Origin of the sequence: Yimella lutea (assembly GCF_006715095.1) — a bacterium.
Lineage (GTDB): Bacteria > Actinomycetota > Actinomycetes > Actinomycetales > Dermatophilaceae > Yimella > Yimella lutea.
The window spans coordinates 1,417,936-1,444,683 of the sequence record NZ_VFMO01000001.1; the positions used below are offsets into that span (position 1 = coordinate 1,417,936).

General features: G+C 66.9%; 27 protein-coding genes. 22 read left to right on the forward strand and 5 right to left on the reverse strand.

Features of this window, described 5'->3' with window-relative positions; all coding sequences use genetic code 11:
* The first annotated feature begins 76 nt into the window (after positions 1 to 76).
* Both FB459_RS06725 and FB459_RS06730 read left to right on the forward strand, forming a co-directional pair.
* Positions 77 to 733 (forward strand): DUF6318 family protein, encoded by a 657-nt coding sequence (locus tag FB459_RS06725; protein WP_141927911.1) that lies wholly within the window; start codon positions 77 to 79, stop codon positions 731 to 733.
* Between the two features lie 89 nt (positions 734 to 822).
* Positions 823 to 1,689 carry a hypothetical protein gene (locus FB459_RS06730; RefSeq protein WP_141927912.1) on the forward strand — a complete coding sequence of 289 codons (867 nt, stop codon included), beginning with the start codon at positions 823 to 825 and terminating at the stop codon, positions 1,687 to 1,689.
* Positions 1,690 to 1,916: 227 nt separating this feature from the next.
* Here the strand turns inward: FB459_RS06730 and glgX are convergent, their stop codons facing one another.
* Entirely contained in the window at positions 1,917 to 4,058 is a 2,142-nt protein-coding gene (gene glgX / locus FB459_RS06735) for a glycogen debranching protein GlgX (RefSeq protein WP_141927913.1), read from the reverse strand.
* A 34-nt stretch (positions 4,059 to 4,092) separates the two neighbouring features.
* Between glgX and FB459_RS06740 the strand changes: the two genes are divergently transcribed.
* From FB459_RS06740 to FB459_RS06765, 6 genes are all read left to right on the forward strand, one after another.
* On the forward strand, positions 4,093 to 4,674 hold the full coding sequence (locus tag FB459_RS06740; RefSeq protein WP_141927914.1) for a hypothetical protein: 582 nt from the start codon (positions 4,093 to 4,095) through the stop codon (positions 4,672 to 4,674).
* Positions 4,674 to 5,462 (forward strand): enoyl-CoA hydratase/isomerase family protein, encoded by a 789-nt coding sequence (locus FB459_RS06745; protein WP_141927915.1) that lies wholly within the window; start codon positions 4,674 to 4,676, stop codon positions 5,460 to 5,462. Before FB459_RS06740 ends, FB459_RS06745 begins: the two co-directional genes overlap by 1 nt.
* A 112-nt stretch (positions 5,463 to 5,574) precedes the next feature.
* Positions 5,575 to 6,099, forward strand: coding sequence for a hypothetical protein (locus tag FB459_RS06750; RefSeq protein ID WP_141927916.1), 525 nt, complete (start codon positions 5,575 to 5,577; stop codon positions 6,097 to 6,099).
* Between the two features lie 113 nt (positions 6,100 to 6,212).
* On the forward strand, positions 6,213 to 6,992 hold the full coding sequence (locus FB459_RS06755) for an electron transfer flavoprotein subunit beta/FixA family protein (RefSeq protein WP_129624826.1): 780 nt from the start codon (positions 6,213 to 6,215) through the stop codon (positions 6,990 to 6,992).
* Between the two features lie 26 nt (positions 6,993 to 7,018).
* On the forward strand, positions 7,019 to 7,975 hold the full coding sequence (locus FB459_RS06760) for an electron transfer flavoprotein subunit alpha/FixB family protein (protein WP_141927917.1): 957 nt from the start codon (positions 7,019 to 7,021) through the stop codon (positions 7,973 to 7,975).
* 75 nt (positions 7,976 to 8,050) lie between these two features.
* Positions 8,051 to 9,283 (forward strand): alpha/beta fold hydrolase, encoded by a 1,233-nt coding sequence (locus FB459_RS06765; protein WP_141927918.1) that lies wholly within the window; start codon positions 8,051 to 8,053, stop codon positions 9,281 to 9,283.
* 42 nt (positions 9,284 to 9,325) lie between these two features.
* Here FB459_RS06765 and FB459_RS17225 read toward each other — a convergent pair whose 3' ends face one another.
* Positions 9,326 to 10,465: a hypothetical protein gene (locus FB459_RS17225; protein WP_170221615.1), complete on the reverse strand. Its 1,140-nt coding sequence runs from the start codon at positions 10,463 to 10,465 to the stop codon at positions 9,326 to 9,328.
* 99 nt (positions 10,466 to 10,564) lie between these two features.
* Between FB459_RS17225 and FB459_RS06775 the strand changes: the two genes are divergently transcribed.
* Together FB459_RS06775 and mnmA are read left to right on the forward strand one after the other, a co-directional pair.
* Complete coding sequence (locus tag FB459_RS06775; protein ID WP_425472371.1) at positions 10,565 to 11,767, forward strand: cysteine desulfurase family protein; 1,203 nt, start codon at positions 10,565 to 10,567, stop codon at positions 11,765 to 11,767.
* Complete coding sequence (mnmA, locus tag FB459_RS06780) at positions 11,767 to 12,849, forward strand: tRNA 2-thiouridine(34) synthase MnmA (RefSeq protein ID WP_141927920.1); 1,083 nt, start codon at positions 11,767 to 11,769, stop codon at positions 12,847 to 12,849. The genes FB459_RS06775 and mnmA overlap by 1 nt, the downstream gene beginning before the upstream one ends.
* Here the strand turns inward: mnmA and FB459_RS06785 are convergent.
* Positions 12,821 to 13,213 carry a hypothetical protein gene (locus tag FB459_RS06785; RefSeq protein ID WP_141927921.1) on the reverse strand — a complete coding sequence of 131 codons (393 nt, stop codon included), beginning with the start codon at positions 13,211 to 13,213 and terminating at the stop codon, positions 12,821 to 12,823. The two genes, mnmA and FB459_RS06785, sit on opposite strands and share 29 nt — an antisense overlap.
* On the opposite strand from FB459_RS06785, the gene FB459_RS06790 reads away from it, so the two are divergent.
* Positions 13,203 to 13,877, forward strand: a complete 675-nt coding sequence (locus FB459_RS06790; RefSeq protein WP_129624832.1) for a septum formation family protein — start codon at positions 13,203 to 13,205, stop codon at positions 13,875 to 13,877. The two genes, FB459_RS06785 and FB459_RS06790, sit on opposite strands and share 11 nt — an antisense overlap.
* Positions 13,878 to 13,890: 13 nt before the next feature.
* Here FB459_RS06790 and FB459_RS17760 read toward each other — a convergent pair whose 3' ends face one another.
* Positions 13,891 to 14,190, reverse strand: a complete 300-nt coding sequence (locus FB459_RS17760; protein ID WP_246092582.1) for a hypothetical protein — start codon at positions 14,188 to 14,190, stop codon at positions 13,891 to 13,893.
* Here FB459_RS17760 and FB459_RS06795 point away from each other — a divergent pair.
* Genes FB459_RS06795 through FB459_RS06820 form a run of 6 tightly spaced genes read left to right on the forward strand, consistent with a single transcriptional unit; the run spans position 14,129 to position 19,913 of the window.
* Complete coding sequence (locus tag FB459_RS06795; protein ID WP_246092534.1) at positions 14,129 to 14,803, forward strand: septum formation family protein; 675 nt, start codon at positions 14,129 to 14,131, stop codon at positions 14,801 to 14,803. The genes FB459_RS17760 and FB459_RS06795 overlap by 62 nt on opposite strands.
* A gap of 10 nt (positions 14,804 to 14,813) precedes the next feature.
* Positions 14,814 to 15,824: a uroporphyrinogen decarboxylase/cobalamine-independent methonine synthase family protein gene (locus FB459_RS06800; protein WP_246092345.1), complete on the forward strand. Its 1,011-nt coding sequence runs from the start codon at positions 14,814 to 14,816 to the stop codon at positions 15,822 to 15,824.
* Positions 15,825 to 15,838: 14 nt separating this feature from the next.
* Complete coding sequence (gene ligA, locus FB459_RS06805) at positions 15,839 to 18,037, forward strand: NAD-dependent DNA ligase LigA (protein ID WP_246092346.1); 2,199 nt, start codon at positions 15,839 to 15,841, stop codon at positions 18,035 to 18,037.
* Entirely contained in the window at positions 18,030 to 18,536 is a 507-nt protein-coding gene (locus FB459_RS06810) for a mycothiol transferase (protein WP_141927924.1), read from the forward strand. The genes ligA and FB459_RS06810 overlap by 8 nt, the downstream gene beginning before the upstream one ends.
* A gap of 9 nt (positions 18,537 to 18,545) precedes the next feature.
* On the forward strand, positions 18,546 to 19,454 hold the full coding sequence (locus FB459_RS06815; protein ID WP_141927925.1) for a DUF3626 domain-containing protein: 909 nt from the start codon (positions 18,546 to 18,548) through the stop codon (positions 19,452 to 19,454).
* A gap of 9 nt (positions 19,455 to 19,463) precedes the next feature.
* A complete protein-coding gene (locus FB459_RS06820; protein WP_141927926.1) occupies positions 19,464 to 19,913 on the forward strand; it encodes an NUDIX hydrolase in 450 nt (149 codons plus the stop codon).
* Between the two features lie 24 nt (positions 19,914 to 19,937).
* Here the strand turns inward: FB459_RS06820 and FB459_RS06825 are convergent, their stop codons facing one another.
* The gene (locus FB459_RS06825; protein WP_141927927.1) at positions 19,938 to 20,657 is read right to left on the reverse strand and encodes a hypothetical protein; all 720 of its coding nucleotides are present in this window, start codon (positions 20,655 to 20,657) and stop codon (positions 19,938 to 19,940) included.
* A 91-nt stretch (positions 20,658 to 20,748) separates the two neighbouring features.
* Here FB459_RS06825 and FB459_RS06830 point away from each other — a divergent pair, with 91 nt between their 5' ends.
* From FB459_RS06830 to FB459_RS06850, 5 genes are all read left to right on the forward strand, one after another.
* Complete coding sequence (locus FB459_RS06830) at positions 20,749 to 22,281, forward strand: SDR family NAD(P)-dependent oxidoreductase (protein WP_141929445.1); 1,533 nt, start codon at positions 20,749 to 20,751, stop codon at positions 22,279 to 22,281.
* A gap of 62 nt (positions 22,282 to 22,343) precedes the next feature.
* Positions 22,344 to 22,640, forward strand: a complete 297-nt coding sequence (gatC, locus tag FB459_RS06835; RefSeq protein WP_129624839.1) for an Asp-tRNA(Asn)/Glu-tRNA(Gln) amidotransferase subunit GatC — start codon at positions 22,344 to 22,346, stop codon at positions 22,638 to 22,640.
* A 56-nt stretch (positions 22,641 to 22,696) separates the two neighbouring features.
* The gene (gene gatA / locus FB459_RS06840; protein ID WP_141927928.1) at positions 22,697 to 24,211 is read left to right on the forward strand and encodes an Asp-tRNA(Asn)/Glu-tRNA(Gln) amidotransferase subunit GatA; all 1,515 of its coding nucleotides are present in this window, start codon (positions 22,697 to 22,699) and stop codon (positions 24,209 to 24,211) included.
* Positions 24,211 to 25,716 (forward strand): Asp-tRNA(Asn)/Glu-tRNA(Gln) amidotransferase subunit GatB, encoded by a 1,506-nt coding sequence (gene gatB / locus FB459_RS06845; protein ID WP_141927929.1) that lies wholly within the window; start codon positions 24,211 to 24,213, stop codon positions 25,714 to 25,716. The genes gatA and gatB overlap by 1 nt, the downstream gene beginning before the upstream one ends.
* A gap of 84 nt (positions 25,717 to 25,800) precedes the next feature.
* Positions 25,801 to 26,748, forward strand: coding sequence for a 2-hydroxyacid dehydrogenase (locus tag FB459_RS06850; RefSeq protein WP_246092348.1), 948 nt, complete (start codon positions 25,801 to 25,803; stop codon positions 26,746 to 26,748).

Consider the following 26,748-nt stretch of genomic DNA (forward strand, 5'->3'; position numbering starts at 1 on the left):
CGTAGGGCGCACGGGACAGAACTTTGCCAAGTTCTTACCTGTGGAAATCTTCCGTCCCAGGGCAGGAGGCCGCACGATGCAAGGGCTGTTCTTGCTTCTGGAGGTTCTGATGACGGCTCGATTCATGCGCACCGTTGCGCCCCTTGTTGCGGCGTCTGCTGTGTGCGGACTGATGGTCGGCTGTGGGGGTGGTTCCCCGGCGGCGAAGTCCAGCCCACCGTCATCGACAACGACCTCCGCCGCGTCGCCGACGACCTCGAAGACCACGTCGACATCGGCGACGCCCACCAGTCAGACCAGCAACGCGACCTACGCCGGCGCGCCCGGTGTGCCCGAAGCTGCGAAGCACAAGACGGACGCCGGCGCGATTGCGTTCGCGAAGCACTACCTTGAAACGGTCAACAAAGTCGGTCAAAAGCCTAACGCCGGCGTCCTGGAACCACTAGCTACGCCGAGCTGTAAGACGTGTAAGAACCAGCAGCGGACCGTTAACAAGCTGATCGCCGAGAAAGCTACGTTCTCAGGCCCGCAATTCGTGATTGGCGATGCGGCGAAGCTGCCGGGTCCACAGACAGTCGTGGGCGTCGTCGTAGGGCAACCAGCTACCCAGATTGTCAATGGGACAGGCACAGTCCTCCACGAGTCTGAGGACGAAGGTCGAGCCCAGGCCGTTCTCGAATTGCGGTGGGCTTCCGGATGGCGTGTTGCTGAACTTAAGCACGCAGCAGCATGAAACTGGTCCCTGCTCTCCTCGTCCTGGTATGTACGTCGGCGACCTGCGCGGCAGAGGCCGACCCCGGCTCCCCTCCGCCGGTTCGTCCAATGGCGGCCCCGACGACACCGCCGACTAGCGGAGGCGACTGGTGCGATGCTCTGGTCTGTTCCAAGACGGACGGAGGTGGAAAGTACATCGGCCTGTCACGAGCGGCAACATCTGCCCTGCCGCCCAAGGGCAGGGCCACATTCGTCGAGGCAGGCAAAAAGGTCACCAAGGAAGTGCCGTACCAGTACGTCACGCTGCTGGCGTGCGGGAACAACAGCCCGGTCGGTCAGACCGAGATCGGGTGTACGGCGGCGTACGAGACCTGCCAGGGCGCAAACGTCGAAGGGCCCTACACGCGGATCTACCGCAAACTGTTGACCCCCGACGCAGCTCGCTCGAACGTGTGGGAGAACGTCGGCACGACGTGCTTCCCGACGGCGGTCCCGAATGCGGTGCAACGTCCGCGCTTGACGTTGGCGATGATTCGCAGCCAGTGGGAGCGCACCCAGTTCGCGAAGCCGACCGTCTCGATGCAGCCGATCGGCGGGAAGACGCTCGTGACGTTGCCGACGTTCTTCCAGTTGGCCTATCCAGCAACGGGATTCCAGCCGAACGAGATCAACACCGTGAACCTGCTCGGCCATCAGGTGCGGATCAAGCCGACGTTCAAGCACAACGTGTTCAGCTACGGCGATGGCGGCTCGAGTGGTCCGACGCAGTCCGGTGGCGGTGTGTACCCGGACGGCGACATCAAGCATGCATACGACAAGTCGGGCACCTACGTGACCAGTGTCTCGACGACCTACGGCGGTCAGTACTCCGTCGACGGCGGCGAGTGGGCGGACATCCCGGGATCGGTGACCGTGGCCGGACCGAGTTCGCAGATCCAAGTCGTGACGACGAAGAATCAGTTGGTGAACAACTAGGCCGTCCGCCCGGGTTCGCGTGAATCTCACGTGGTCTCGATCGCGGCGCTCGCCCTGGGGGCTCGCACCTACTCGACCGGCGTGTGGTGAATCAGTAGGCCGTCCGGTCGGGGTTCGTGTGAATCTGACTCGGTCTCGATCGCGGCGCTCGCCCTGGGGGCTCGCACCTACTCGACCGGCGTGACCCGGGTCTCGCACCTCGAGCGACCCGCTTCGCAGGGTGCTGCTCAGCGGGAGGGCGCCTTGAAGATCGCCAAGGACGCAGCGCGCATCGGGTAGCCGGCGCTGTGCTCGATCGTCGTCGACGGGATGTCCGCCGGGTTGTCGATCGCGCTGTCCCACAACAGTTCCCATGCGTGCCCACTCGAGCTCGACGGTAGCGAGACAATGGCGTGGTCGCAGCTGCCGTGCAGCACCAGCAGCAGGTTGTCGTCACCGATGTTGTCGCCGTCGAAGAGTGCCTGCACTGTCCGCGTCGATCCGTCTGCCCAGGCATCCGAGGTCATCGCGGCGCCGTCCTGATCGAACCACCGCAGCACCGGCGACGAGCCGGTGTCGTGGTCGGGCAGGAACTCACGTTGACGCAGTACCGGGTGCGCGGCACGCAGGGAGGTCAGATAGGCGGTCGTGTCGATCAGATCGCGCTGCCAGGGCTCGAATCCCCAGTCGAACCAACTGATCTCGTTGTCCTGGCAGTAGGCGTTGTTGTTGCCGCCCTGCCCGCGTCCGAACTCGTCGCCGCCGAGCAGCATCGGCACTCCCGCACTCAACAGCAGCGTTCCGAGCATGTTGCGGACGACCCGTCGGCGCAGCGTCTCGGTCTCCTCGTTCGCGGCCGCATGCCCCTCCACACCGAAGTTCCACGACAGGTTGTGTTCCGAACCGTCGCGGTTGCCCTCGCCGTTCGCGCCGTTGTGCTTGGAGTTGTACGCCGTCAGGTCAGCGAGTGGGAAGCCGTCGTGAGCGGTCACGTAGTTGACCGATGCGAGGGGGGAGCGGGAGCCGAAGGTGTCCTGCGAACCGCCGATGCGCATGGCGAGGTCAGCGACGCCGTGCCCGGGGTGGCCCGCGGCATCAGCAGCGAGGTCACGCAGCCAGAAGGTGCGGACCGCGTCCCGGAACTTGTCGTTCCAGTCGGCCATCGGGTGCGGGAACTGACCCGTGCGCCAGCCGTGCGAACCGATGTCCCATGGCTCGGCGATCAGCTTCACCCGGCTGAGCACCGGGTCGGTGCGCATGGCCATCAGGAACGGGTGGTCGGGGTGGAAGGAGTCGTCCCGCTCACGCCCGAGCGCGACCGCGAGATCGAATCGGAACCCGTCGACATGCATTTCGGTGACCCAATAACGCAGCGAGTCCAGCACCATCCGCAGCGGCGTCTCGTGCGTCATGTCGATCGTGTTGCCGCACCCGGTGACGTCGACGTCGTGACCACGCGAATCGAGACGGTAATAGTTCGACTGGTCGAGACCACGCCACGAGAGGGTGGCTCCGGTCGAAGCTCCCTGCTCGGCGGTGTGGTTGTAGACGACGTCCAGGATCACCTCGATACCCGCGCGGTGCAGCAGTTTGACCATGCCCTTGAACTCATCGATCGCACTCTGCGGATCGGACGCGCACGCGTACCCGGCGTGCGGGGCGAAGAACCCGAGCGTGTTGTAACCCCAATAGTTCGACAGCCCGAGTTTGACCAGGTGCGGCTCGCTGGTTGAGGCGTGGATCGGCAACAGCTCGATCGCGGTCACGCCCAGCCGCTGCAGATGGTTGATCGTCGCCGGGTGCGCGACTCCCGCGTAGGTGCCCCGAAGTTCCTGCGGCACATCAGGATTCAGCATCGTCAAGCCGCGCACGTGTGCTTCGTAGATCACCGTGCGATCCCACGGCGTGAACAACTGAGAGTCGCCGTCCCAGTCGAAGTGGTCGTCCACGATCACATTGCGCGGCATGTCCGGTGCGCTGTCGCGGTCGTCCCGCACTGATCCGTCGCCGCTGAACGCCGCGTCCACTTCGTGCCCGAAAACGGTCGGGTTCCAACGGACTTCTCCCTCGACCGCGCGGCCGTACGGGTCGAGCAACAACTTCGAGGGGTTGTAGCGCAGACCCTCCTCGGGTCGCCACGGACCCTCCGCCCGGTACGCGTAACGCGTCCCGGGCCCGACCCCGGCCACTGCGCCGCACCAGACGCCGCCGCGGTGCCTGGTGAGCGGCACGCGTGACTCGGTGCCCGACTCGTCGAAAAGACACAGATCGACCTGCCGAGCGCATTCCGCCACGACGGCGAACTCGGCGCCGTCGGCTGTGAGAGTGACCCCCGGGGCTGCTGGTGCATCGAGTGAACGTGGGACTGAAGCGACCGGTCGGGTGGGCATGAGGGAAAGCCTACGGTCGACTACCGTGGCGACCATGACTGATCCCACAGCACTGCCGAACTTCCCGACGTCCGGAAACCAGAACGGCAACCCGTCCGAGCCCCAGGCTCAGGAGGGTCAGCCCGTGTTCGCCGGCCCGAACGATGAGTCGCCCGCGCGTGACCGCGTCGTCGAGGCACTGCGCTCGGTCGGCCTCAACCCCGAGGTCGACGAGGACGGCGACGTCAGCTACCTCCTGCCCGCAGGCGAGGACGCCCCTGAGGGCACCCCCGAGCAGCAGCTGTTCGTGCGCGCGATCGACGGCGAGCCGGCCATGATCCGCGTCTTCGGCCAGTGGCAGATCGGCGACGACGTCCCGGCCGACCTCAACAAGCGTCTGCTCGCGGCGAACGACATCACGCTGAGCCTGAACATCATCAAGGCCGGCATCGCCAACGGCAACCTCGTCGTCACCGGCGAGCACCTCATCACTCCCGAGTCCGACCTGCCGATGTTGCTGCAGTCGACCACCCAGATGGTGGTTCACGCGGTGCAGATGTGGCACCAGGCCGCCACCAGCGATGGTCCGCACGCGGCGACCGGCGGCGAGGGCGACGGCCTGAACGGTCAGGCCTGATGACCGCGTACGGGGAGTTCGTCTCCACGCAGGTCGACGGCGGCATCGCGGTGCTGCGTATCGACCGCCCGAAGATGAACGCCCTGAACGAGGAGATCCAGGAAGGTCTCGCGGCGGCCTCGCTCGCGTTGACCAAGGACGACTCGGTCCGTGGTGTCGTGGTGTACGGCGGCGAGAAGGTCTTCGCCGCGGGCGCCGACATCAAGGAGATGCGCACGGCATCGTACGCCGACATGGTCAAGCGGGCCGGACGCCTGCAGGATTGCTTCGCGTCGATCGCCGCCATCCCGGTGCCGACCGTGGCGGCGATCGCCGGCTACGCCCTCGGAGGAGGATGTGAACTGTCCATGGCGTGCGACTTCCGGGTTGCGACGAACGACGCCAAGCTCGGTCAGCCGGAGATCCTCCTCGGACTGATCCCGGGTGCGGGCGGGACGCAGCGTCTGACCCGCCTGGTCGGTCCGGCCAAGGCCAAGGACCTCGTCTTCACCGGCCGCATGATCGAGGCCCAGGAGGCGCTCGCGATCGGCCTCGTCGACGAACTCTGCGAGCCCGGTGACGTGCTCGGAGCGGCCAAGGCCAAGCTGAAGCCGTTCGTGAACGGGCCGGCGATCGCCCTGCGCGCCGCCAAGGCTTCGATCGACCAGGGCCTCGAGGTCGACCTGCAGACCGCGTTGCGCATCGAGAGCGCGCACTTCGCCGGTCTGTTCGCGACCAAGGACCGGCAGATCGGCATTGACTCGTTCGTCGAGAACGGTCCGGGCAAGGCGCAGTTCACCGGCGAGTGACGCCGGACGCAGCGACGCTGCAGCAAAGCTCCACGAAGGGTGGTGCCGCACCCGCCGCACGGCGAGGTTCGGCACTACCCTTCGACATGTTCGGGTGAGAAAGGAATCCCAAATGACGATCAAGCAGTGGAACATCCCCTCCGACTGGCAGGAGCCGTTCGTGGCGAAGCTGACGGAGCGCGGAGCGTCCGGAACGGTCGTCAACGCGGCCCTCGAGGCGATCGACGACAAGTGCAAGGCCACGGGCGAGGAGCCGCTCGCGCTGTTCGGTGAACCGCGCGCCTACGCCGAGAGCGTGATCCTGCCCGACACCAAGGCCGCGTCCCGATCGCGCACCAAGGCAATCGCTTTGGCCCTGCTCGGACTTCTCGGCATGTTCCTCACGCTGTGGGGCTGGGCCGCGCTGCAGAAGGACACCGACAAGCTGATCGGCATGTCGCCCGTCGTCATCTTCGTGATCGGCGCGCTGCTGTGCCTGGGTGCCGCGGTCGCGGATGCCCTGCTCGGTGCCAAGGCCGACGTCGTCCACGGCGCGCCGCAGAAGGGTTCGGCGCTACTGCTCAACAAGCTCGGGCCGTGGATCATCGTCGCTCTCACGCTGGTGGGCATGCTGCTCATCTGGATACGCAACAACTGAACGAACTGTCGCAACCCCGATAGTTACCTGCGGGTAACATGGGGTTAGGCTGAAACCAGTCCCATGCGGTTGCCCGTGTCTGCGGCACCGCCCAACACGACAGAAGGACGCGCATGAACATCGTCGTATGCGTCAAGTACGTGCCGGACGCTCAGGGCGACCGCACGTTCGAGGACGACAACACCACCGACCGCGACGGCGTCGACGGTCTGCTCTCGGAGCTCGACGAATACGCGGTCGAGCAGGCGTTGCGCATCGTCGAGGCCGGTGAAGGTGAAGTCACCGCTCTCACCGTCGGTCCCGAGGGTGCCGCCGAGGCGCTGAAGAAGGCGCTGCAGATGGGCGCCCACAAGGGTGTTCACGTGCTGGACGACGCGATCGCCGGTTCGGACGCAATCGCCACCTCGCTGGTGCTGGCCGAGGCCGTCAAGAAGATCGGCTCGCCCGACATCGTGATGACCGGTGTGTCCTCGACCGACGGCGTGATGGCCGTGGTCCCGGCGATGCTGGCCGAGCGACTGGGCCTGCCCCAGGTCACCCAGCTGTCCGAACTGTCGGTCGCCGACGGCAAGGTCACCGGCCGCCGTGACGGCGACATCGCGTCCGAGAACCTCGAGGCATCGCTGCCCGCCGTCGTCGGCGTCACCGACCAGACGGACGAGGCGCGTTACCCCTCGTTCAAGGGCATCATGGCCGCCAAGAAGAAGCCCGTCGAGACATGGTCGCTGGCCGACCTCGGCGTCGACGCGGGACAGGTGGGCCTGGAGAACTCGTGGACCAAGGTCGTCGGCGCCGACAAGCGTCCGCCGCGTGAGCAGGGCACCGTCGTCACCGACGAAGGTGATGGCGGCAAGAAGCTCGCCGAGTTCCTGTCCGCCCAGAAGTTCGTCTGATCAGTCACGAGACAAGGAGATTCGTCATGGCTGAAGTTCTCGTCCTGGTCGACCACACCGATGGCACCGTCAAGAAGACCACTGCGGAGTTGCTGACGATCGCACGTCAGATCGGCACCCCGTCGGCCGTGTTCGTCGGCAACAACGTCGAGGCCGCACGTCCGCGTCTGGCTCAGTTCGGCGCGGAGAAGGTGTACGTCATCGACAACGCCGACGTGCAGGACTACCTCGTCGCACCGCTCGCCGAGGCTCTCGCCGCCGTCGTCGAGCAGGCGTCCCCGGCTGCTGTGCTGCTGCCCTCGACCCCACACAACAAGGAAGCCGCCGCGCGACTGGCGATCAAGACCGGTTCGGGTCTGATCACCGATGCGGCTGCTGTCGAGGTCGACGGCGACACCGTCACCGCAACACAGTCGGTGTTCGCCGGCTCCTACACCACCAGGTCGCAGGTGACCAAGGGCTTCCCGATCATCACCGTGAAGCCGAACATCCTGCCGCCGACCGCGTCGCAGGCCGGTGCGGCCGTGGTGAACCTCGACGTCCAGGTGTCCGACGCCGCCAAGGGCGCGAAGATCACCGACCGTCAGCCGAAGCAGAAGTCGGGTCGTCCCGAACTCACCGAGGCCGCGATCGTGGTCTCCGGTGGTCGTGGCACCGGCGGTGACTTCGGTCCGGTCGAGGAGTTCGCCGACTCCCTCGGCGCTGCCGTGGGTGCCTCGCGCGCCGCGGTCGACGCAGGTTGGTACCCGCACTCCAACCAGGTGGGTCAGACCGGTAAGCAGGTCAGCCCGCAGTTGTACGTCGCTGCCGGCATCTCCGGTGCGATTCAGCACCGCGCGGGCATGCAGACCTCGAAGACGATCGTCGCGGTCAACAAGGACGAGGAAGCGCCGATCTTCGAACTCGTCGACTTCGGCGTCGTCGGCGACCTGTTCCAGGTGCTGCCGCAGGCCACCGAAGCGGTCAAGCAGTCCAAGAACTGACGCGCAGGTCGAAGCGCCCGTCCCGGAAACGGGGCGGGCGTTTTCGCGTCACCCGACGCCGGATACGGTCGCGTCATGGTCGACATCGAACGGCGCGGCGGACTCATCCTCACCAATCACCGGCTCGAGGTCCCGCTCGATCACGACGACCAGTCGGGTGCCACCATCGAGATTTTCGCCCGGGAGATTGCCCTACCGGACGCGGCCGACAAGCCCTATCTCGTCTTCCTTCAGGGAGGACCGGGTGGCGAGAGTCCGCGGCCGAGCACAGACCCCGTCGGTCCAGGTTTCGTCGAACGCGCGGTCCGTGACTACCGACTGCTGCTGCTCGACCAGCGCGGCACCGGACTGTCGACTCCTGTGGATGGCCTCGAAGGGATGAGCGCACAGGAGCAGGCCGACTACTTGGTCAACTTCCGTGCCGACTCGATCGTGCGCGACTGTGAGGTGCTGCGCGAGCACCTGTTGGTCGAGCAGTGGAGCCTGCTGGGGCAGTCGTTCGGTGGGTTCTGCTCGCTGCACTACCTCAGCCGTTCTCCGGACAGCCTGCGGGAGGTCTTCTTCACCGGGGGCATCCCGCCGGTCGGCATGCCGGTCGACGAGGTCTATGCCGCGACCTACGAGCGCACCGCGGAACTGGTCGAACGTCATTACGCCAGGTTCCCCGGCGACCGTGACGCAGTGCGCCGGGTCGTCGAGCTCTGCGACGTCGGGGCGGTGAAGCTGCCGGACGGAACATCGTTGTCGCCCAGGCGTTTTCGGCAGATCGGTAACGGGCTCGGCATGTCATACGGCTCGGAGCAACTGCACTACCTGCTCGAGCGTGACCCGCGATCACCGATGTTCGGGGCCGTCGCTTCGGCCATGCTCCCGTTCCCGTCCTGGACGCCCATCTACACCGTGTTGCACGAGGCCTGTTATGCCGACGGGGGAGTCACCGGCTGGTCGTGCGAGCGGGTGATGCCGTCGTCCTACCGGGACGACATCACCATGCTGACCGCCGAGCACCCGTTCCCCTGGCTGTTGGACGAGGTGTCCGGACTGCGACCACTGAAGGAGGCGGCTGAACTGCTCGCCGCCCATGAGTGGCCGCAGCTGTACGACGCCGATGCATTGGCGCGCACCGACGTCCCCTGCGCGGCTGCGATCTATTACGACGATCCCTACGTACTGCGCGAACACTCAACTGCCACAGCGCAATTGCTGCCGCGGATGCATCCGTGGATCACGAACGAATATCTGCACGACGGGTTGCGCGCCGACGGCAGAGTGTTGGATCGACTGATCGAGCTGGTGAAGAAGGGGTGAGCCTCAGCCTGTCCCAGTGCTTCTCGACGGCACCGAGGCAGACTACGAGGCAGACGACGAGGCAGACGACGAGGCAGACGACGAGGCAGACGACGAGGCAGACGACGAGGCAGACGACGAGGCAGACGACGAAGGTGAGTCCGACGCACTTACCCGCGGCTTCAGCGTCCAGGTCGCGGTGACCTTCCGGTCACTCGGCTCAGGCATGTACAGCAGTTTCCAGCCCGCCACCTCGGAGCCCTTCGGCGTCCAGAAGACCAGGGTGTAGCGCTTCGGCTTGTCCGTCTCCACGAGGTCGCTGGTGAGGTTCTCGCCGTCGCTGCCGAGTTCGTTGTAGCGGCAGAGATTGCCCTTGTCGTCGATCAGCTGGAACTGATTGCGTTCGATGTAGCCGACCGACCCCTTGGCGGCGACGTAGAGGCTCACCACGACTCCACGTACATCGTTCGGCTGGTTCGGTCCGGGTTTCAACTCCCGGCTCCAGGGTGTGCTTGGCGTGATCGCCAAGGAGATCGGGTCGTCACCGGTGGTGAACGGCTTGTAGAACTCCTGATCCTTCGCACCGGCGAGCTTGATGCCGGACCGGTTCGTCGAGCAGGTGTTGACGGTGGCAGGCGACGGCGCGGATCCGTTCCCGGACCAGGACGCGATCGCTTTGGGCGATCCGGGTTTGTCGACGTAGTGGACGGCGTAGTCGGAGAGGTTGGCCTCCGCAGGGACGATGAACGCGACGACGCCCGAGACCGCCTTCGACTCATCGACCTGGCTCACCTGAAGGGCACCACGCAACGGGTTGGTTGCCGGCTGGGCGCATCGCTGACCGTCAGGATCTGCCAGGACGAACGATTCGGGGTGCAGGGCGAACACCCCGTTGGTCTGGACGCGGGCGCTGACCTTGATCTGAGCGATCCGATATCCGTCGGCGGGTGACGCGGTGGTGCTCATCGCCGGCTCGGAGACCTGCGTGCGGAGGGCGCCGCTGGATTCGATCGCGACCGGAGCGTCGAATGCCGACGTCTTGCCGCCGAGGCTCGGAGCCTCACCCGAGGAACAGGCGGCCGCAGGCATTGAGTCCTGGTCGGTGGTCCCTGATTCCTTCGAATCGTCCGACCCGAACGTGCATGCGGAGATCGTCAGGGCAGTGGTCAGGCTCAACGCGAGCAGGCGGGGGCGGACGGTCATTGGGCATGTTCCTCGGCTGTTCCGGTCGGGGTGCGTCAAGTCTTGCAAATGGGCGGGCGTCCGCGGGAGTCGGACCACCCCGGGATCGGACGTAAACTCGTGCGGGTGAGCCAGAACGTCTACGCCGACCACGCCGCGACGACGAACGTCCGCCCGGAGGTCGTCGAAGCGGTGGCCGCCCAACTCAGTGTGGTCGGCAACGCCTCCTCGTTGCACTCCGCCGGGCGGGCAGCCCGTCGCGTGGTGGAGGAGGCCCGGGAACAGATCGCGGAGGCCATGGGAGCTGCCCCGTCCGAGGTCGTGTTCACCTCAGGTGGCACCGAGAGCAACAACCTCGCCGTCAAGGGTTCGTTCTGGCAGGCCACCGAATCCGATCCGCAGCGCACGACGTTGATCATCGGCACCACCGAGCATCACGCCCTTCTCGACCCGGTCGAGTTCCTCGTCGATCGGGGAGCGGATGTCGTCTGGTTGGAGGTCGATCGTGAAGCCGTGCCCAGTCCTGATGGTCTGCGGGCCCTGCTCGAGCAGCACGCGGAGTCCACGGCGCTGGTGTCGGCGATGTGGGTCAACAACGAGGTGGGAGCCATCGCGCCCGTTCCCGAGCTGGCCGCGGTCGCAAGGGAATTCGGCGTCCGATTCCATACCGACGCGGTGCAGGCGGTCGGGCACGTTCCGGTCGATTTCGCTTCCAGTGGCGTCGACATGCTCAGCCTCTCGGGCCACAAGTTCGGCGCACCTCAGGGCGTCGGTGCCTTGCTCGCGCGACGTGACGTCAAGCTCATGCCATTGACGCACGGCGGGGGACAGGAACGTCAATTGCGATCCGGCACGCTCGACGTGGCGAATGTCCGCGGTCTCGCCGTTGCCCTCACCGCGGCGGTCGCGGAACTCGATGTCGAGGCGAAGCGGCTCGCCGGCCTGCGCGATCGACTGGTCGAAGGCGCGCTGTCGCTCGACCTGGGCATCGCTGTCAGCGGACCGTATGCGCCCGGCGACACCGACGGACGCCTTGCCGGCAACGTCCACCTGCGCGTACCTGATTGCGACGGCGACTCGCTGCTCTATCTGCTGGACGCTGCGGGCATCGAATGCTCGACCGGGTCGGCGTGTCAGGCGGGTGTTCCACAGCCGAGCCACGTCCTGCTCGCGATGGGATTCACGGAAGCCGAGGCCCGTGGGGCGCTGCGGCTCACGTTCGGCCACACGAGCACCGACGCGGACGTCGACGCGATCCTTGCATCACTGCCGGCGGCCGTCGACCGCGCCCGACGTGCGCACCACTCGGGACGGGTGCGCTGATGCGGGTCGTCGCAGCGATGAGCGGTGGTGTCGACTCCGCGGTCTGTGCCGCGCGAATGCTCGATGCCGGCCACGATGTCGTCGGCGTCCACCTCGCTCTGTCACAGTCCGCTGCGACCTTGCGGGAGTCGGCTCGTGGCTGCTGCACGATCGAGGACGCGGGCGACGCAAGAAGGGTGGCCGACAAGCTCGGCATCCCGTTCTACGTGTGGGACATGGCCGACCGGTTCCGTGAGGACGTCGTCGAGGACTTCGTCTCGGAGTACCGCGCCGGTCGCACACCCAACCCCTGCCTGCGGTGCAACGAGCGGATCAAGTTCGCTGCCCTGCTCGACAAGGCCCTCGCGCTCGAGTTCGACGCCGTGGCAACCGGTCACTACGCGCGCATCGTGGACGGACCGAACGGACGCGAACTGCACCGGGCGGTCGACATGGCCAAGGACCAGTCGTATGTGCTCGGGGTTCTGGACGCCGACCAACTCGCGCACTCCTTCTTCCCGCTGGGCGACACCACCAAGCCGGACATCCGCAAGGAAGCGGCCGAGCGCGGCTTCTCCGTGGCCAAGAAACCGGACAGCCACGACATCTGCTTCATCGCCGACGGTGACACCCAGGGTTGGCTGACCTCGCGCCTCGGCGCCGCGACCGGACCGATCGTCGACGAGTCAGGCGAGGTCGTCGGTGAGCACGATGGTGCTTTCGCCTACACGGTAGGCCAGCGTCGCGGGCTCGGCCTGAAGGTGCCGCGAGCAGACGGCGCCAAGCGCTATGTCACCCAGGTCGACCCATCGTCCAACACCGTGTTCGTCGGCACCGAGGATCTTCTCGGCGTCGACGAGATCCATGGCAGCCACACCCGCTGGCCCGGCCCCGCACCGATCGGTGAGGTCAGGCTCGGTGCCCAACTGCGCGCTCACGGAGAGGAATTCGCAGCAACAGTGCGAGCCGAGGGGGACGAGATCGTGGTCCGGTTGGACGAACGAACCCGTGGTGTGGCCCCCGGACAGTCCGTCGTGCTGTACGAAGGCGCGCGCGTCGTCGGGTCGGCGACGATCACCCGTACGGGCAGATCGACCGGCTGACAAGGTAATTGCGCCGATGTGGGATCCGCACACCGGTTGAGTACGTCGGTACCCTTGGCGCGAACATCCGTCGGAGGGGGAGCAGGACAATGCCGAGGAAGTCGATTCTCACCATGGCCGTGACCGCGGCAGTGCTGTTGGCCGGTTGTGGTGGTGACGACGGCGGGCCGACCGTCGTGCCCAACTCCGGCTCGCCCTCGACTTCGAGTGAGTCCAGCACCTCGACAGCTGCCTCGTCCGCCTCGTCGTCATCGAGCAGTTCGACACCGAGTTCGACGCCCAGTTCGACGCCCAGTTCGACGCCCAGTTCGACGTCGTCGGCGCCGGCCGAGCTAGCGGTCGGCGATTGCTTGATGTACAGCACCTACGAGAAGGTGGACTGTTCCCGGCCGCACGACATGGAGGTCAGTGCGCTCGTGCCGAACAAGGAGTACGCGAACGACCTGGTGAAGCGGAACGCCCTGCGCAGCTACACCTGCCTCACCGAGGCGGCGAAGTACACCGGCGGTCCGGGATACGGCACGCGATTCCTGAGCCAAGGCATCTCGGCGTCGAAGGATCCGAAGTCCGCCGAGCGCATCGCCTGTGTCGTGATGCTCTACAACGAGACCGATACCGGGATCGAGAAGGTGTCCAGATCGGTCAAGAACGCGGTCAAGACCGACGGGTTCGAGAAGTATCAGTTGTGCACCTCGCTGCCACCGAGCGGCGACAAGGTGAAGATGGTGCCGTGCTCCCAACCGCACGTCGCGGAGTCGATCGGCGGATTCATCACCGGCAAGTTCGGTGACGCCTACCCGGGCCTGGACAAGCACAACGCGAACATGCTCAAGCAGTGCCGCCCGTACGCGCAGCGTTACCTGGGCGCCCAGCGACGAGACATCGTCGCCTCGCAGAACAGTTCACCGGCTTCCGGTTGGAAGCGTGGACAACCGATCACCGCCTGCTTCGTCGAAACCGTCGGCGGTGTCAAGGTCACCAAGTCGATGAAGGGCATCGGCAACAAGCCCCTGGGGAGTCTGAAGTGATGCGTATGCGAACTCATGCAATGGCGGGCGTGGCTGCTGCCGCGATGTTGACTCTGTCCGCCTGCGGCGGAGGGGACGCACCGACGATCGGAACGGGACCCGGCACGAGCGGTAACGGTGGTTTGCCGACTTCTGCGACCTCGACGGCGCCGTCGTCGCCCGCGTCGCCGACGGCGTCGTCACCCACCTCTTCCTCGCCCACGTCGTCCTCGCCGACCTCCGAACCGCGCACGTTCGCCGCCGGTGATTGCCTGGAGTCGAGTCGTGACCCGAAGAAGGTCGACTGTTCGCAGCCGCACAAGCTCGAGGTCACCGCAGTGGTGCCGAACTCCGAGCACACCGGTGACCTGGTCAAAAGGGCATCGTTGCGCAACTACACCTGCCAGGGCGAGGCACCGAAGTACACCGGTGGCCCGGCATTCGGCACGATCCTCATCTCCGACCAGGTGGGCACGTCGGCCGACCCGAAGTCGGGCGAGCAGTTCGTCTGCCTGGTGGCCAAGACGACCGCAGACGATTCGGGATACGAGTCGGTCCAGGGAAGTCTGAAGGGAATCGTCACCAAGGAGGGTCTGGCGAAGTACGCCTTCTGCACCACCGACAAGGCGAGCGGCGATCCGGGCAAGATCATCCCGTGCACTCAGCCGCACGTCTCGGAGTCGTTCGGCGGGTTCCAGAACACCCCGTTCGGCCCGTACCCGGGTGAGGACAAGATGAAGAAGACCGCCCTCGACAAGTGTCGGCAGATGGGCAAGGACTTCCTGGGCTCCACCCGCGGCGACATCGTGATCTCGCAGAACAGCTCCGGCCCGAACCCGTGGGCCAAGGGCACACAGTTGACCGCCTGCTTCGTGCAGACGGACGGCACGAAGGTCACCAAGACGATGAAGGGCATCGGCAACAAGCCACTGTCGTCGCTGAAGTAGCCTCGGGCGGGTGACCAACTCCCCGGCGTTCAGCGCCATCGGCAGCATGCCGGGCACCGACGTCCGGGAGACGGTCCGCGTGGTGCGAGACCTGTTCGACGGCAACGGTATTCCGTTCCTGCCGGAGCTTCCCGCACGCGGCCCGGGTGCCGACATGATCGGACGTTCTGCGGCGCGACTCGCCGGCCTCGGTGTCGATCTGCAACCGTCCGGCTGGCGACTCACCGATGCGAACGGTCTCGACGCCCGTCGCGCCCAGGCCTTTCTTCGCGAGGACCTCGATGAGTTGGCGGAGGCGTTCGACGGGTACGAGGGCCCCCTGAAAGTGCAGTGGAGCGGACCCTGGACGCTCGCCGCCTCGGTGTCGTTGCCGCGCGGCGAACGAGTGCTCACCGACCGCGGTGCCACGCGGGACCTGCGCGAATCCCTGTCCGAGGGCGTCCGTAGCGCGCTCGCCACGGTTCGGCGTCTGGTCCCCGGCGCGCAGTTGATCCTGCAGTGGGACGAGCCGTCGTTGCCTGCCGTGCTGGCCGGGGCGCTGCCGACCGCGTCCGGTTACGGCAGGGTGCGTCCGGTCGACCAGTCGGTGGTCGTGGACGGGCTGTCGGCTCTCGTCGCTTCGATCGAGGACGCAGCCGCCCAGGTGCTGCATTGCTGCGCGCCCGGAGTCCCGGTGCCGTTGCTCCGCCGAGTCCACGGGCTCGATCTTGCCGTGGACACGTCCCTGGTCAAGCCCAGGCAGTGGGACGGGGTCGCCGAACTGGTCGAGTCCGGACGCCGGTTGTGGGCGGGTGCCGTGCCCGCCGACGGTTCGGTCACCAGGCCCGAGCAGATCAGCGATTCGCTGGTGCGCACGTGGCGCTCGGTCGGGCTCACCGGAGCTGACCTGCGCACGACGGTCCTCACGCCCGCCTGCGGGCTCGCCGGCTCGAGCCCGGAGGCGGTTCGGGCGTTGTTCAAGGTACTGGCGCAGGCAGCTGAACGGCTCGGCGAGGAGTCGGAGAGCCTGTCGGGGTCCTGAGGCAGGATTGGGCTGTGCAGAACGAGACCGACGTACCCGAGGCCGCCCGCCACGAATGGACCGAACTGGTCGAGCAGGTCAACGACCACCAGTTCGCCTACTACGTCAAGGACGCACCGACCGTCAGCGACGCCGACTACGACCGGCTGCTGCAGCGGATCGAAGCGCTGGAAGAACAGCACCCGGTCTTGCGCTCGCCTGACAGCCCCACGCAGCGGGTCGGCGGCACGTTCAGCACCGAGTTCGCCCCGGTCAAGCATCTCGAGCGGATGCTCAGCCTCGACAACGTCTTCTCCGAGGATGATCTTCGCGAATGGCTCTCGCGCGCCGAACGCGAAGCCGGCGGCGATATCAACTTCCTGTGCGAACTCAAGATCGACGGCCTGGCGATCAACCTGCTCTACGAGGACGGCGCGCTCACCCGGGCGACCACCCGCGGCGATGGCACCACGGGTGAGGATGTCACGCTCAACGCCCGCACGATCGATGGAATCCCGTTGCGGCTGAAGGAAAACGGTGACGCGCCGATGCCGAAGGCGGTCGAGGTGCGTGGCGAGGTGTTCCTCCCGGTGGAGGCGTTCCAGCAGCTCAACGCCGACCTCGTCGAGCAGGGCAAGCCGCCGTACGCGAACCCGCGCAACACCGCTGCGGGCTCCCTGCGTCAGAAGAATCCGAAGGTCACCGCGTCCCGGCCGCTGCAGATGTTGGTGCACGGCATCGGCCATCGCGAAGGCTTCACGATCGAGCGGCAGAGTCAGGCGTACGACCTGCTGCGAGCCTGGGGGTTGCCGGTCACCGAACGTTCGAAGGTGGTTACAAAGCCGGATGAGGTCGTGCAGTTCGTCGAGTACTACGGCAAGCACCGCCACGATGTCGAACACGAACTCGACGGCATCGTCGTGAAGGTCGATGAGGTGCCGGCGCAGCGCGCGCTCGGCAACACCTCCCGAGCTCCTCGCTGGGCGATCGCCTACAAGTACCCGCCGGAGGAGGTCAACACCAAGCTGCTCGACATCCGGGTGAATGTGGGTCGCACCGGCCGGGTGACCCCGTACGGCGTCATGGAACCGGTCAAGGTCGCCGGGTCGACCGTCGAGATGGCGACGCTGCACAACGCCTTCGAGGTGAAGCGCAAGGGCGTGCTGATCGGCGACACGATCGTGCTGCGCAAGGCCGGAGACGTCATCCCGGAGATCCTCGGCCCGGTCGTCGACCTTCGCGACGGGTCGGAGCGCGAGTTCGAGATGCCCACCGAATGTCCCTCGTGCGGAACGACATTGGCGTACGAGAAGGAGGGCGACAAGGACATCCGCTGCCCCAACTCCCGCATGTGCCCGTCCCAACTGCGCGAGCGGATGTTCTCCCTCGGGTCGCGTGGTGCGTTCGATATCGAGGCGATGGGTTGGGAGGCCGCGATCGCGTTGACCGACCCGGAGCACGGGCGTCCCGACGACGCGTCCGACGAACCCAGCAAGCCGGTGCTGTCGTCCGAAGCAGGCCTGTTCGACCTGTCGGTCGACGACCTCGCCGACGTGCAGGTGTGGCGCCGCCGCAAGAAGGCCGGGGTCGAGCAGCCGGCAGCCAAGGAGCCGTTCTTCTTCACCAAGGCGACGAAGGCGAAACCGGCCGCGCCGCGAGCGACGACCGACAAGCTGTTCCAGGAGTTGGAGAAGGCCAAGCAGCAGCCGCTGTGGCGGGTGCTGGTCGCGCTGTCGATCCGGCACGTCGGGCCGACTGCCGCGCGGGCGCTCGCGGCCGAGTTCGGATCGCTCGAGGCGATCCGGGATGCGGACGTCGAAGCGCTGTCGTCGACGGAGGGCGTGGGTCCTGTCATCGCCGAAGCGGTTCGTGAGTGGTTCGACGGCGAGGGCAGCGACTGGCACCGCGAGATCGTCGACCGCTGGGCGGCAGCCGGGGTGCGGATGGCCGACGAGCGCGACGAGTCGATCGAGCGGACGCTCGAAGGGCTCACGGTCGTGGTCACCGGATCGCTGGAGGATTTCACCCGTGACGGCGCGAGGGAGGCGGTGATCGCGCGCGGCGGCAAGGCTGCGGGGTCGGTGAGCAAGAAGACCGACTACGTCGTCATCGGTGCCAACGCCGGGTCGAAGGCGGCCAAGGCCGAAGAACTGGGCGTACCGATTCTGGACGAGGACGGTTTCAAACAGCTTCTGGAGAACGGTCCTGCGCAGACGGCTGATTCCGATGACTGACAACGCGATCGGCCTGCAGGACGTCCTGTGCCACATCGACCTCGCTCTCGACGGAATGTGCGCCACGCTCGAAGGACTCGGTGACGACTTGGTCAACGTCCGTCCCGACCTGCCCGGGGCCAACTCGCCGTACGTGCTCGTCCGGCACTGCTGCGGCGTGATGGAGCACTGGGGCGCAACGGAACTGGCCGGTCGCACGACCGGTCGCGACCGCGACGCCGAGTTCACGTCGTCCGGCACCGTCGCCGACCTGGTCACTCTCGTGCGCTCGCAACGCGCGCAACTGCACAGCGATCTGGCCGCCTTCGACGGTGAAGCCTCCGCGCTCAGAGCAGGGGAGCGCGACGGCTACACCGCACCCGAACGGGCTGCGGTGGCGACGAAGGGCGGCGTTCTGATGCACATCTACGAGGAGCTTGCCCAGCACCGCGGCCACCTCGACATCACCGCCGACCTCCTGCGCCGGATGCCCGCGACTGACTCGCCGACTTCTCTCTAGCCTGCATTCATGCAGAGTCAGTGGGCGCGCGACGCAGTCGCACATGTCGACCCTCGCTGTGCAGGGGAGCCCCTTGCGAGGCATCACCGCATCACCTTCAACTTTCACCCTGATCGCGGGTTCGGCGGAGTCGAGATCCTCGAAGCGATGCTCGCCGACGGCGAGTACCGCTCCCAGTTCGTCACAGGCACGTCCAACGGCGGATTGACCGCACACATCGGGGGCGACCGGTGGCGTTGGGAGCAATCGCTGTTCGGCGGCGCCTACGACGAAGCACCGGCAGGAGAGCGTCCGAAGTACGGCGCGTTGAACCACCGGTATCGGACGCTCGGCGGTGCGCCACGATTCGGATCGGCCCATCTTCGGTTGAAGGAACACATGCTCGACCGGGCCACCTTCTGCTTCCCGGACTCTGCGCTGTCGCCGGCGAGGTTCGCCACCGCGCGCCGATTCGGACTCTGGGACGCCGTGACCCATCACGAGGAGTCGATGCAGACCGGCGACAACAACCAGGAAGTCCTGTACGACCCGCTGGACGGTTACGTCGAAGCCCAGGTGCACGGGCGAGTGCTGCTCGATCAGGATGTCGAGGCGCTCGTCCTCGACCCCTGCTTCCGAGCAACTCCCGTCGAAAGGCGGGCACAGGCCCTCGGCCTGCCGATCGAGTGGCACGAGGGCCGGGTGCTGCACACCGACGTCCTGCAAAACCAGATCGACTATCGCGGCGGCGAGCCGGTCCGCATCGGCCTGCAGATCGCCGAGCGTGATCTGATCGACGCCCGCATCATCGGCGACGCCGTCTGCACGGGTCGCTTCGAGGTGCAGCCCATGAAGCAGTTGTGGCACCTGACCGCGCAGTGGGGTTCGCCGGCCGGGAGCGCCGACCTGGTCCGCAGGCGCGTCGGCGACGTCTGGTAGACCGGCGCCATGCACTTCACCGAGTACGACACCCGGCTCGCCGCGTACGCCGCGATCGTCGACGAGCAGGATCGTCTCCTGCTCACGCTGTCGAACGGTGAAGGGCGGTACGCACCGGAGTGGACAATGCCCGGGGGTGGCGTCGAGTTCGAGGAGCAGGTCGAGGAGGCAGTCGTCCGGGAAGTGTTCGAGGAGACCGGATTTCACGTCGAGGTGGGTCCCCTGCTGCTGGTGGACTCGTGGGGCCGCACGGCCGTGGAGAACGACGGGGAGCGTGGATTCAAGGCCGTTCGCGTCGTCCACCTCGCCCTGATCACCGGCGGCACCCTCGGCACGACCGAGCAGGGCGGCAGCACCGACGAGGCCAGCTGGTTTCCACTTGCCGAGGTCGAGCGCCTGGAGCGGACGAGCTTGGTCGACGTCGTGGTCGGTGCGCTGCGCGGCGGCCCGCCCGAGTGAGCCGCCGCCGCGCGCGACGAGGGTTCAGACGACGGTGACGTGTCCGCGGCCGTCCTGCTGCCGCGTCGACACGATACTGTCTCGACCCGCCTGGCCCTGCTCGAGCACCACGGAGAGTTCGTCGGCGCCGATGATCGTCAGCGGCACGATGTCGACCGGCCCGTCGGCCGTCGCCACCTGAGCGGCGCGCCCGGCGGCAGGGATGCCGATGAGTGCGCCCGCGGTGCCGTGCTCGGTGAGCAGGGCCTCGGGGATGTCGGTGCCGTCCAACGGCAGCTCCATCGACGCGACGCCGTACTGACGCAGGTGCCCGCTGATGCCCTGCATGGCGGCGACGTTCTGTGCGAAGTTCTCGATCGCGGCGAACATCCAGCTGCTGCGCAGTTGCTCGAACTCGGCGCCGACGAGGGCCGGCGACTCGATGTAGACCTCGCAGCCGAATCCCGGGCCAGGGGAGTCGGCGGATGCGTCGGCGAGACCGTCGGACGCGATGATCACCGTGTTCGGCGTGCGCACCACTCGGTAGGCCTGGCGGGTGTTGGGCCAGGCCGGCGCCCCTTGGAACATCGGGTTGATCAGGTAGGTGATGACGTCATGGTCGACGTCGCCGATCTGAGCCCAGTAGTCGTCGATCTCGCGGTGACTCCCGTCGTGGTCAGCGTCCACAGCGGCGTCTGCCGCATTCGCTTGCTGCGCCCCTGCATGGTCGTCCTTCTTCTTCCGGCCGAACAGGCCCATGAGCATGCCTCTGTTTCTCGTTACGGGTTGTTATCCGTTGTGTGCGACCCGAGCCTAGGTCGGCTCGATCGAGCATCGGGCCTACGCTGCGGTGGTGATTTCTCCCGACGACGACGCAGCATCGGGGGTCGACGGTTCCCAGCGAATCGATCCCGACGACCTCGCCGCGGCGCTTCGGGTGCTCGAGCAACTGCCCGGCCTGCCTGCGGGACACCCCGACATCGAGGCGGTCAAGCGCGCCTCGCAGCGGATGTTCAACCGGGTGCGCAAGGCCCGACGTGCCGCCGCGCGGCAGGAAAGGGAGGCGCCGCTACGAGCAGCCGACGAGGAAGTGCTCGCGGCGACGGCAACGGGTTCACCGATGCGCATCGACGACGAGACGAACGGCATCCTGCTGCAAGCCGACCAGCCGGGAAGCGTTGCAGGACAACTGAATTTCCCGCGGGGTTGCTACATCTGTCACGCGAAGTACACGCAGGTCGACGCGTTCTACCACTGGCTGTGTCCTGCCTGCGCGGCGAAGTCGCACGCCAAGCGCGACCCCCACACCGACCTTCGCGGCAAGCGTGCCCTACTGACCGGGGGGCGGGCCAAGATCGGCATGTACATCGCGCTCATGCTGTTGCGCGACGGCGCCGACCTGACCATCACCACCCGGTTCCCGAAGGACGCCGTCCGCCGGTTTCGGGCGATGCCCGACGCGGACGACTGGATCGACCGGCTGACCGTCGTCGGCATCGACCTGCGCGACCCGGCCCAGGTCGCCGCGCTCGCGCAGGAAGTCGCTGCCGCCGGCCCGCTCGACATCCTGATCAACAATGCAGCACAGACGGTGCGGCGCAGCCCCGGCGCCTACTCCCACCTTGTCAACGCCGAAACCCTTCCGCTGCAAGACGATTCGCGGCTGCCGACACAGATCACCTTCGACCGCACGAGCCAGGCGCACCCCGCGCAACTGGTCAGCTCCCTGGCCACGGACGCGGTCGCGCACCACGGCAACGACGACACCCATCACGCGGCTGCGGCGCTCGCCGCCGCGGAGTCGGCACGGGTGCTCTCGGCCGGAAGCGCCAGCCTCGAGGCCTATCTCGCGGGCACGGCGGTCGACGCCGGGGGTCTGCTGCCCGATCTGGCCACGAGCAACTCGTGGACCGACACCGTCGAACAGGTCGACCCACTGGAACTGCTCGAGGTTCAACTGTGCAATTCGGTCGCACCGTTCATTCTCGTGTCGCGGCTTCGGCCGGCGATGCGGGCCGCGGTGGAGGCGGGCGCGCGCCGTGCCTATGTCGTCAACGTCTCCGCGATGGAAGGACAGTTCGGGCGTAGCTACAAGGGCGCTGGCCACCCGCACACCAACATGGCCAAAGCCGCGCTCAACATGCTCACCCGCACCAGTGCGCAGGAGATGTTCGACACCGACCAGATCCTGATGACCGCCGTCGACACCGGTTGGATCACCGACGAGCGCCCGCACGACCAAAAATTGCGCATTGCCGGTGAGGGTTGGCATGCGCCGCTCGACCTGGTCGACGGTGCCGCTCGGGTGTACGACCCGATCGTGCAAGGGGAGCGGGGCACCGATCTTTACGGCGTTTTCTTGAAGGACTTCGAGCCACACGACTGGTGATGCGCCTTGGTGGAGCCCGGAGGCCGACCTGAGCACGGAAGACAGCGCCCTAGACTGATGCCATGCCTTCGCTGTCCCGCGACGAGGTCGCGCACGTCGCCATGCTTGCCCGCATCCAGTTGTCCGACGCCGAGCTCGACAAGCTCGCCGGGCAACTCGAACAGATCGTCGGGTTCGTCGGGCAGGTGAACGACATCGCGGCCGACGACATCCCGCCGATGTCGCACCCGCTGCCGCTCACCAATGTCACCCGTCCCGACGAGGTGCGCCCGAGCCTGACCCAGCAAGAGGCGCTCTCCGGTGCGCCCGCGTCCGACCTCGGCCGCTTCGAGGTGCCGCGCATCCTTGACGAGGACTGAGCGAGCGCTCCACCCGAGATCACCGACCTGCCCAGACCGTCACGATTGGTTCTGACTTGACCGACATCATCACCTCGACCGCGGCCGAACTGGCCGACGCGCTCGCCCGCAAGGAGCTCAGCGCCGTCGAAGTCACCCAGGCCCACCTCGACCGCATTGCCGCCGTCGACGGCGACGTGCACGCCTTCTTGAACGTCGACGCCGAGGGTGCGCTCGACGCCGCCCGCACCATCGACGAGCGCCGCGCCGGTGGCGCCGACCTGCCGACCCTCGCCGGGGTGCCGATCGCCGTCAAGGACGTCGTCGCCACCAAGGGTCAGCCGACGACCGCCGGATCGAAGATCCTTCAGGGCTGGATCCCGCCGTACGACGCCACGCTGGTGTCGCGGTTGCGGGCAGTCGGCATGCCGATCCTCGGCAAGACCAATATGGACGAGTTCGCGATGGGTTCCTCCACCGAACACTCCGCCTACGGCCCGACCCGCAACCCCTGGGACCTCGACCGCATCCCCGGCGGTTCGGGTGGTGGCTCCGCGGCCGCCGTCGCTGCTTTCGAGGCGCCGCTGGCGATCGGCACCGACACCGGCGGATCGATCCGTCAACCCGCGTCCGTCACGGGCACCGTCGGCACCAAGCCGACCTACGGCGGCGTGTCCCGCTACGGCCTCATCGCGCTGGCGAGTTCGCTGGACCAGGCCGGCCCCTGCACCCGTTCGGTGCTCGACGCGGCGCTGCTGCACGAGGTCATCGGCGGCCACGACCCGCTGGACTCGACCTCGATCGACGCACCGGTCCCGCCGGTCGTCGAGGCCGCCCGCCGCGGTGAGGTACAGGGGATGCGTGTCGGCATCATCAAGGAGATCTCCGCAGACGGTTTCGCGCCGCAGGTGAGGGCTCGCTTCGAGGAGTCGGTGAAGCTGCTCGAAGAAGCCGGCGCCGAGATCGTCGAGGTCTCGTGCCCCTCGTTCGAGAAGGGCCTGGCCGCGTACTACCTGATCCTGCCGAGCGAGGCGAGTTCGAACCTCGCCAAGTTCGACGCGATGCGCTATGGCCTGCGCGTCCCGCCGAACGGCGTCGACAGCCCGAGCGCCGAGCAGGTCATGGCGGCCAGCCGCGACGCCGGCTTCGGCGACGAGGTCAAGCGCCGCATCATCCTGGGCACCTACGCGCTCAGTTCCGGCTACTACGACGCCTACTACGGCCAGGCGCAGAAGGTGCGCACGCTGATCGCGCGCGACTTCGCCGCCGCGTTCGAGAAGGCGGACGTGCTGGTCACCCCGACGGCGCCGACCGTGGCGTTCAAGATGGGGGAGAAGCTGGACGACCCGATGGCGATGTACCTCAACGACGTCGCCACCATCCCCGCGAACCTTGCCGGGATCCCGGGCATGTCCATCCCGAACGGCCTCGCCGAGGACGGCCTGCCCAGCGGGTTCCAGATCCTCGCGCCGGCGACCAAGGACGAGCGTTTGTACGAAGTCGGCGCCGCATTGGAGCGAATGCTGTTGTCGCAGTGGGGCGCTCCGATTCTCACGAAGGCGCCGGCACTCGGCGGAAAGGCGGCGAACTGATGAGCACCCACGTCGATGACGTCGTCGACTACGACGAGGCGATCGCCACGTACGACCCGGTGATGGGTCTCGAGGTGCACGTCGAACTGAACACCAACACCAAGATGTTCTGCGGCTGCGCGACCGGGTTCGGCGCCGAGCCGAACACCCAGGTCTGCCCGGTCTGCCTCGGTCTGCCCGGCGCCCTGCCCGTGGTGAACGAGAAGGGCGTCGAGTCGGCCATCCGCATCGGCCTGGCGCTCAACTGCGAGATTGCGCAGTGGTGCCGCTTCGCCCGGAAGAACTACTTCTACCCGGACATGCCGAAGAACTTCCAGACCAGCCAGTACGACGAGCCCATCGCGTTCAACGGTTACCTCGACGTCGAGTTGGAGGACGGCACCGTCTTCCGGGTGGAGATCGAGCGCGCCCACATGGAGGAAGACACCGGCAAGGCGCTGCACGTCGGCGGTTCGACCGGCCGCATCCAAGGTGCTGAGTACTCGCTCATCGACTACAACCGGGCCGGTATCCCGCTGATCGAGATCGTCACCAAGCCGATCACCGGCGCCGGTGAGCGTGCGCCGGAGATTGCCAAGGCGTACGTCTCGACGCTGCGTGACCTGATCAAGGCACTCGGGGTCAGCGACGTCCGGATGGAGCAGGGGTCGATGCGCTGCGACGCCAACGTCTCGCTGATGCCCAAGGACGCGGATAAGTTCGGCACCCGCACCGAGACCAAGAACGTCAACTCGTTGCGTTCGGTCGAGCGTGCGGTGCGTTACGAGATCAGCCGGCACGCAGCGGTGCTCAACTCCGGCGGATCGATCCTGCAGGAGACCCGCCACTGGCACGAGGACACCGCAGTCACCACGTCCGGTCGACCGAAGTCGGACGCCGAGGACTACCGGTACTTCCCCGAGCCCGACCTCGTACCGGTCGCGCCGACTCGCGAGAGCGTCGAGCAGTTGCGCACCACCCTGCCCGAGCCGCCGGCCCAGCGTCGCAAGCGTTTGCAGAAGGACTGGGGCTACAGCGATCTGGAGATGCGCGACGTGTTGAACGCCGGCGCCGTCGAACTGATCGAGGAGACTGTCGCCGCCGGTGCGTCACCCGCCGCCGCCCGCAAGTGGTGGACCGGAGATCTCGCACGTCGCGCGAACAACGAGGGCAAGGCCGTCTCCGACTTCGGCGTCACCCCAGCTCACATCGCCGAGCTCGACTCGATGATCAAGGCCGGACGTCTGAACGACTCGATGGCCCGCCAGGTCATGGAGGGCGTCATCGCCGGCGAGGGTTCGCCGACCCAGGTCGCCGACGCCCGCGGACTCGAACTCGTTCAGGACGACAGCGCTCTTGAAGCCGCCGTCGACAAGGTCATCGAAGCCAACCCGGACGTGGCGCAGAAGGTGCGCGACGGCAAGGTGCAGGCTGCCGGTGCGCTCATCGGTCAGGTGATGAAGGAGATGAGGGGTCAGGCCGACGCCGCCAAGGCGCGCGAGCTGATCATCTCCAAGCTCAGCTGAACGCCGATTGCATCGTTGCGCCCGGACTCTCGCGGTCCGGGCGCAACGCGTTTCGGCGAACGCTTCGCGCGATAGCGTCGGGCCGTGACCGAGAAGAGCGCAGCCCGCACTGTCGTCAGCGTTGCCCAGCAGGACTGGGCCGACCAACTGACCGACCTCGGCGGAGTGGAGTTGGTCGTCTGGGACATGAAGGACGCGCCACCGCGGGACGACATCGAACTGGTCGTGCCGCCGTACATGTCCAACCCGAAGCGACTCGAGCACCTGTGTGAGCTGCCGAGCCTGAAGGCTGTGCAACTGGCGACTGCCGGGTTCGAGCACGCCCTGCAGTACCTACCGTCCGGCGTCGCTCTTGCCAACGGCCGAGGCATTCACGACACGTCCACCGCCGAACTGGCGATCGGGCTGGCCATCGCCTCCCAACGGGCGATCCCGGACGCCGTCCGCGCGCAGCAGTCGGGGCAGTGGCTGCGGCTCGCCGGCCGACCCTCCCTGGCCGACCGGAAGGCGTTGGTGATCGGCTACGGCTCCATCGGACGGATGCTCGTCTCCCGCCTGCAGGTGCTGGAGGTCGACTGCACCGTCGTGGCGTCCAGGGCGCGGGCCGGCGACGACCTGGTGGATCGGGTGTACGGCATCGACGAGATCGATCAGCTGCTACCGGCGACCGAGATCGTCTTCCTGATCCTGCCCATGACCGACGCCACCCGGCACCTCGTCGACGACGAGTTCCTTGCCGCACTCCCCGACGACGCGCTCGTCGTCAATGTCGCCCGCGGGGGCATCGTCGACACCGACGCCCTGCAGCGTGCCTGCGCAACCGGCCACGTCCGAGCAGCGATGGACGTCACCGATCCGGAACCCTTGCCTGCGGATCACCCCCTGTGGACGACGCGCGGCGTGCTGATCACACCGCATGTGGGCGGTGCGACGACGGCGTTCACGCCACGGTTGATTCGGCTGCTGCGCAGGGAGATTCCTCACTTCATTGCCACAGGTGAACTCAGCAACGTCGTGGTCGTCGGCGACTGA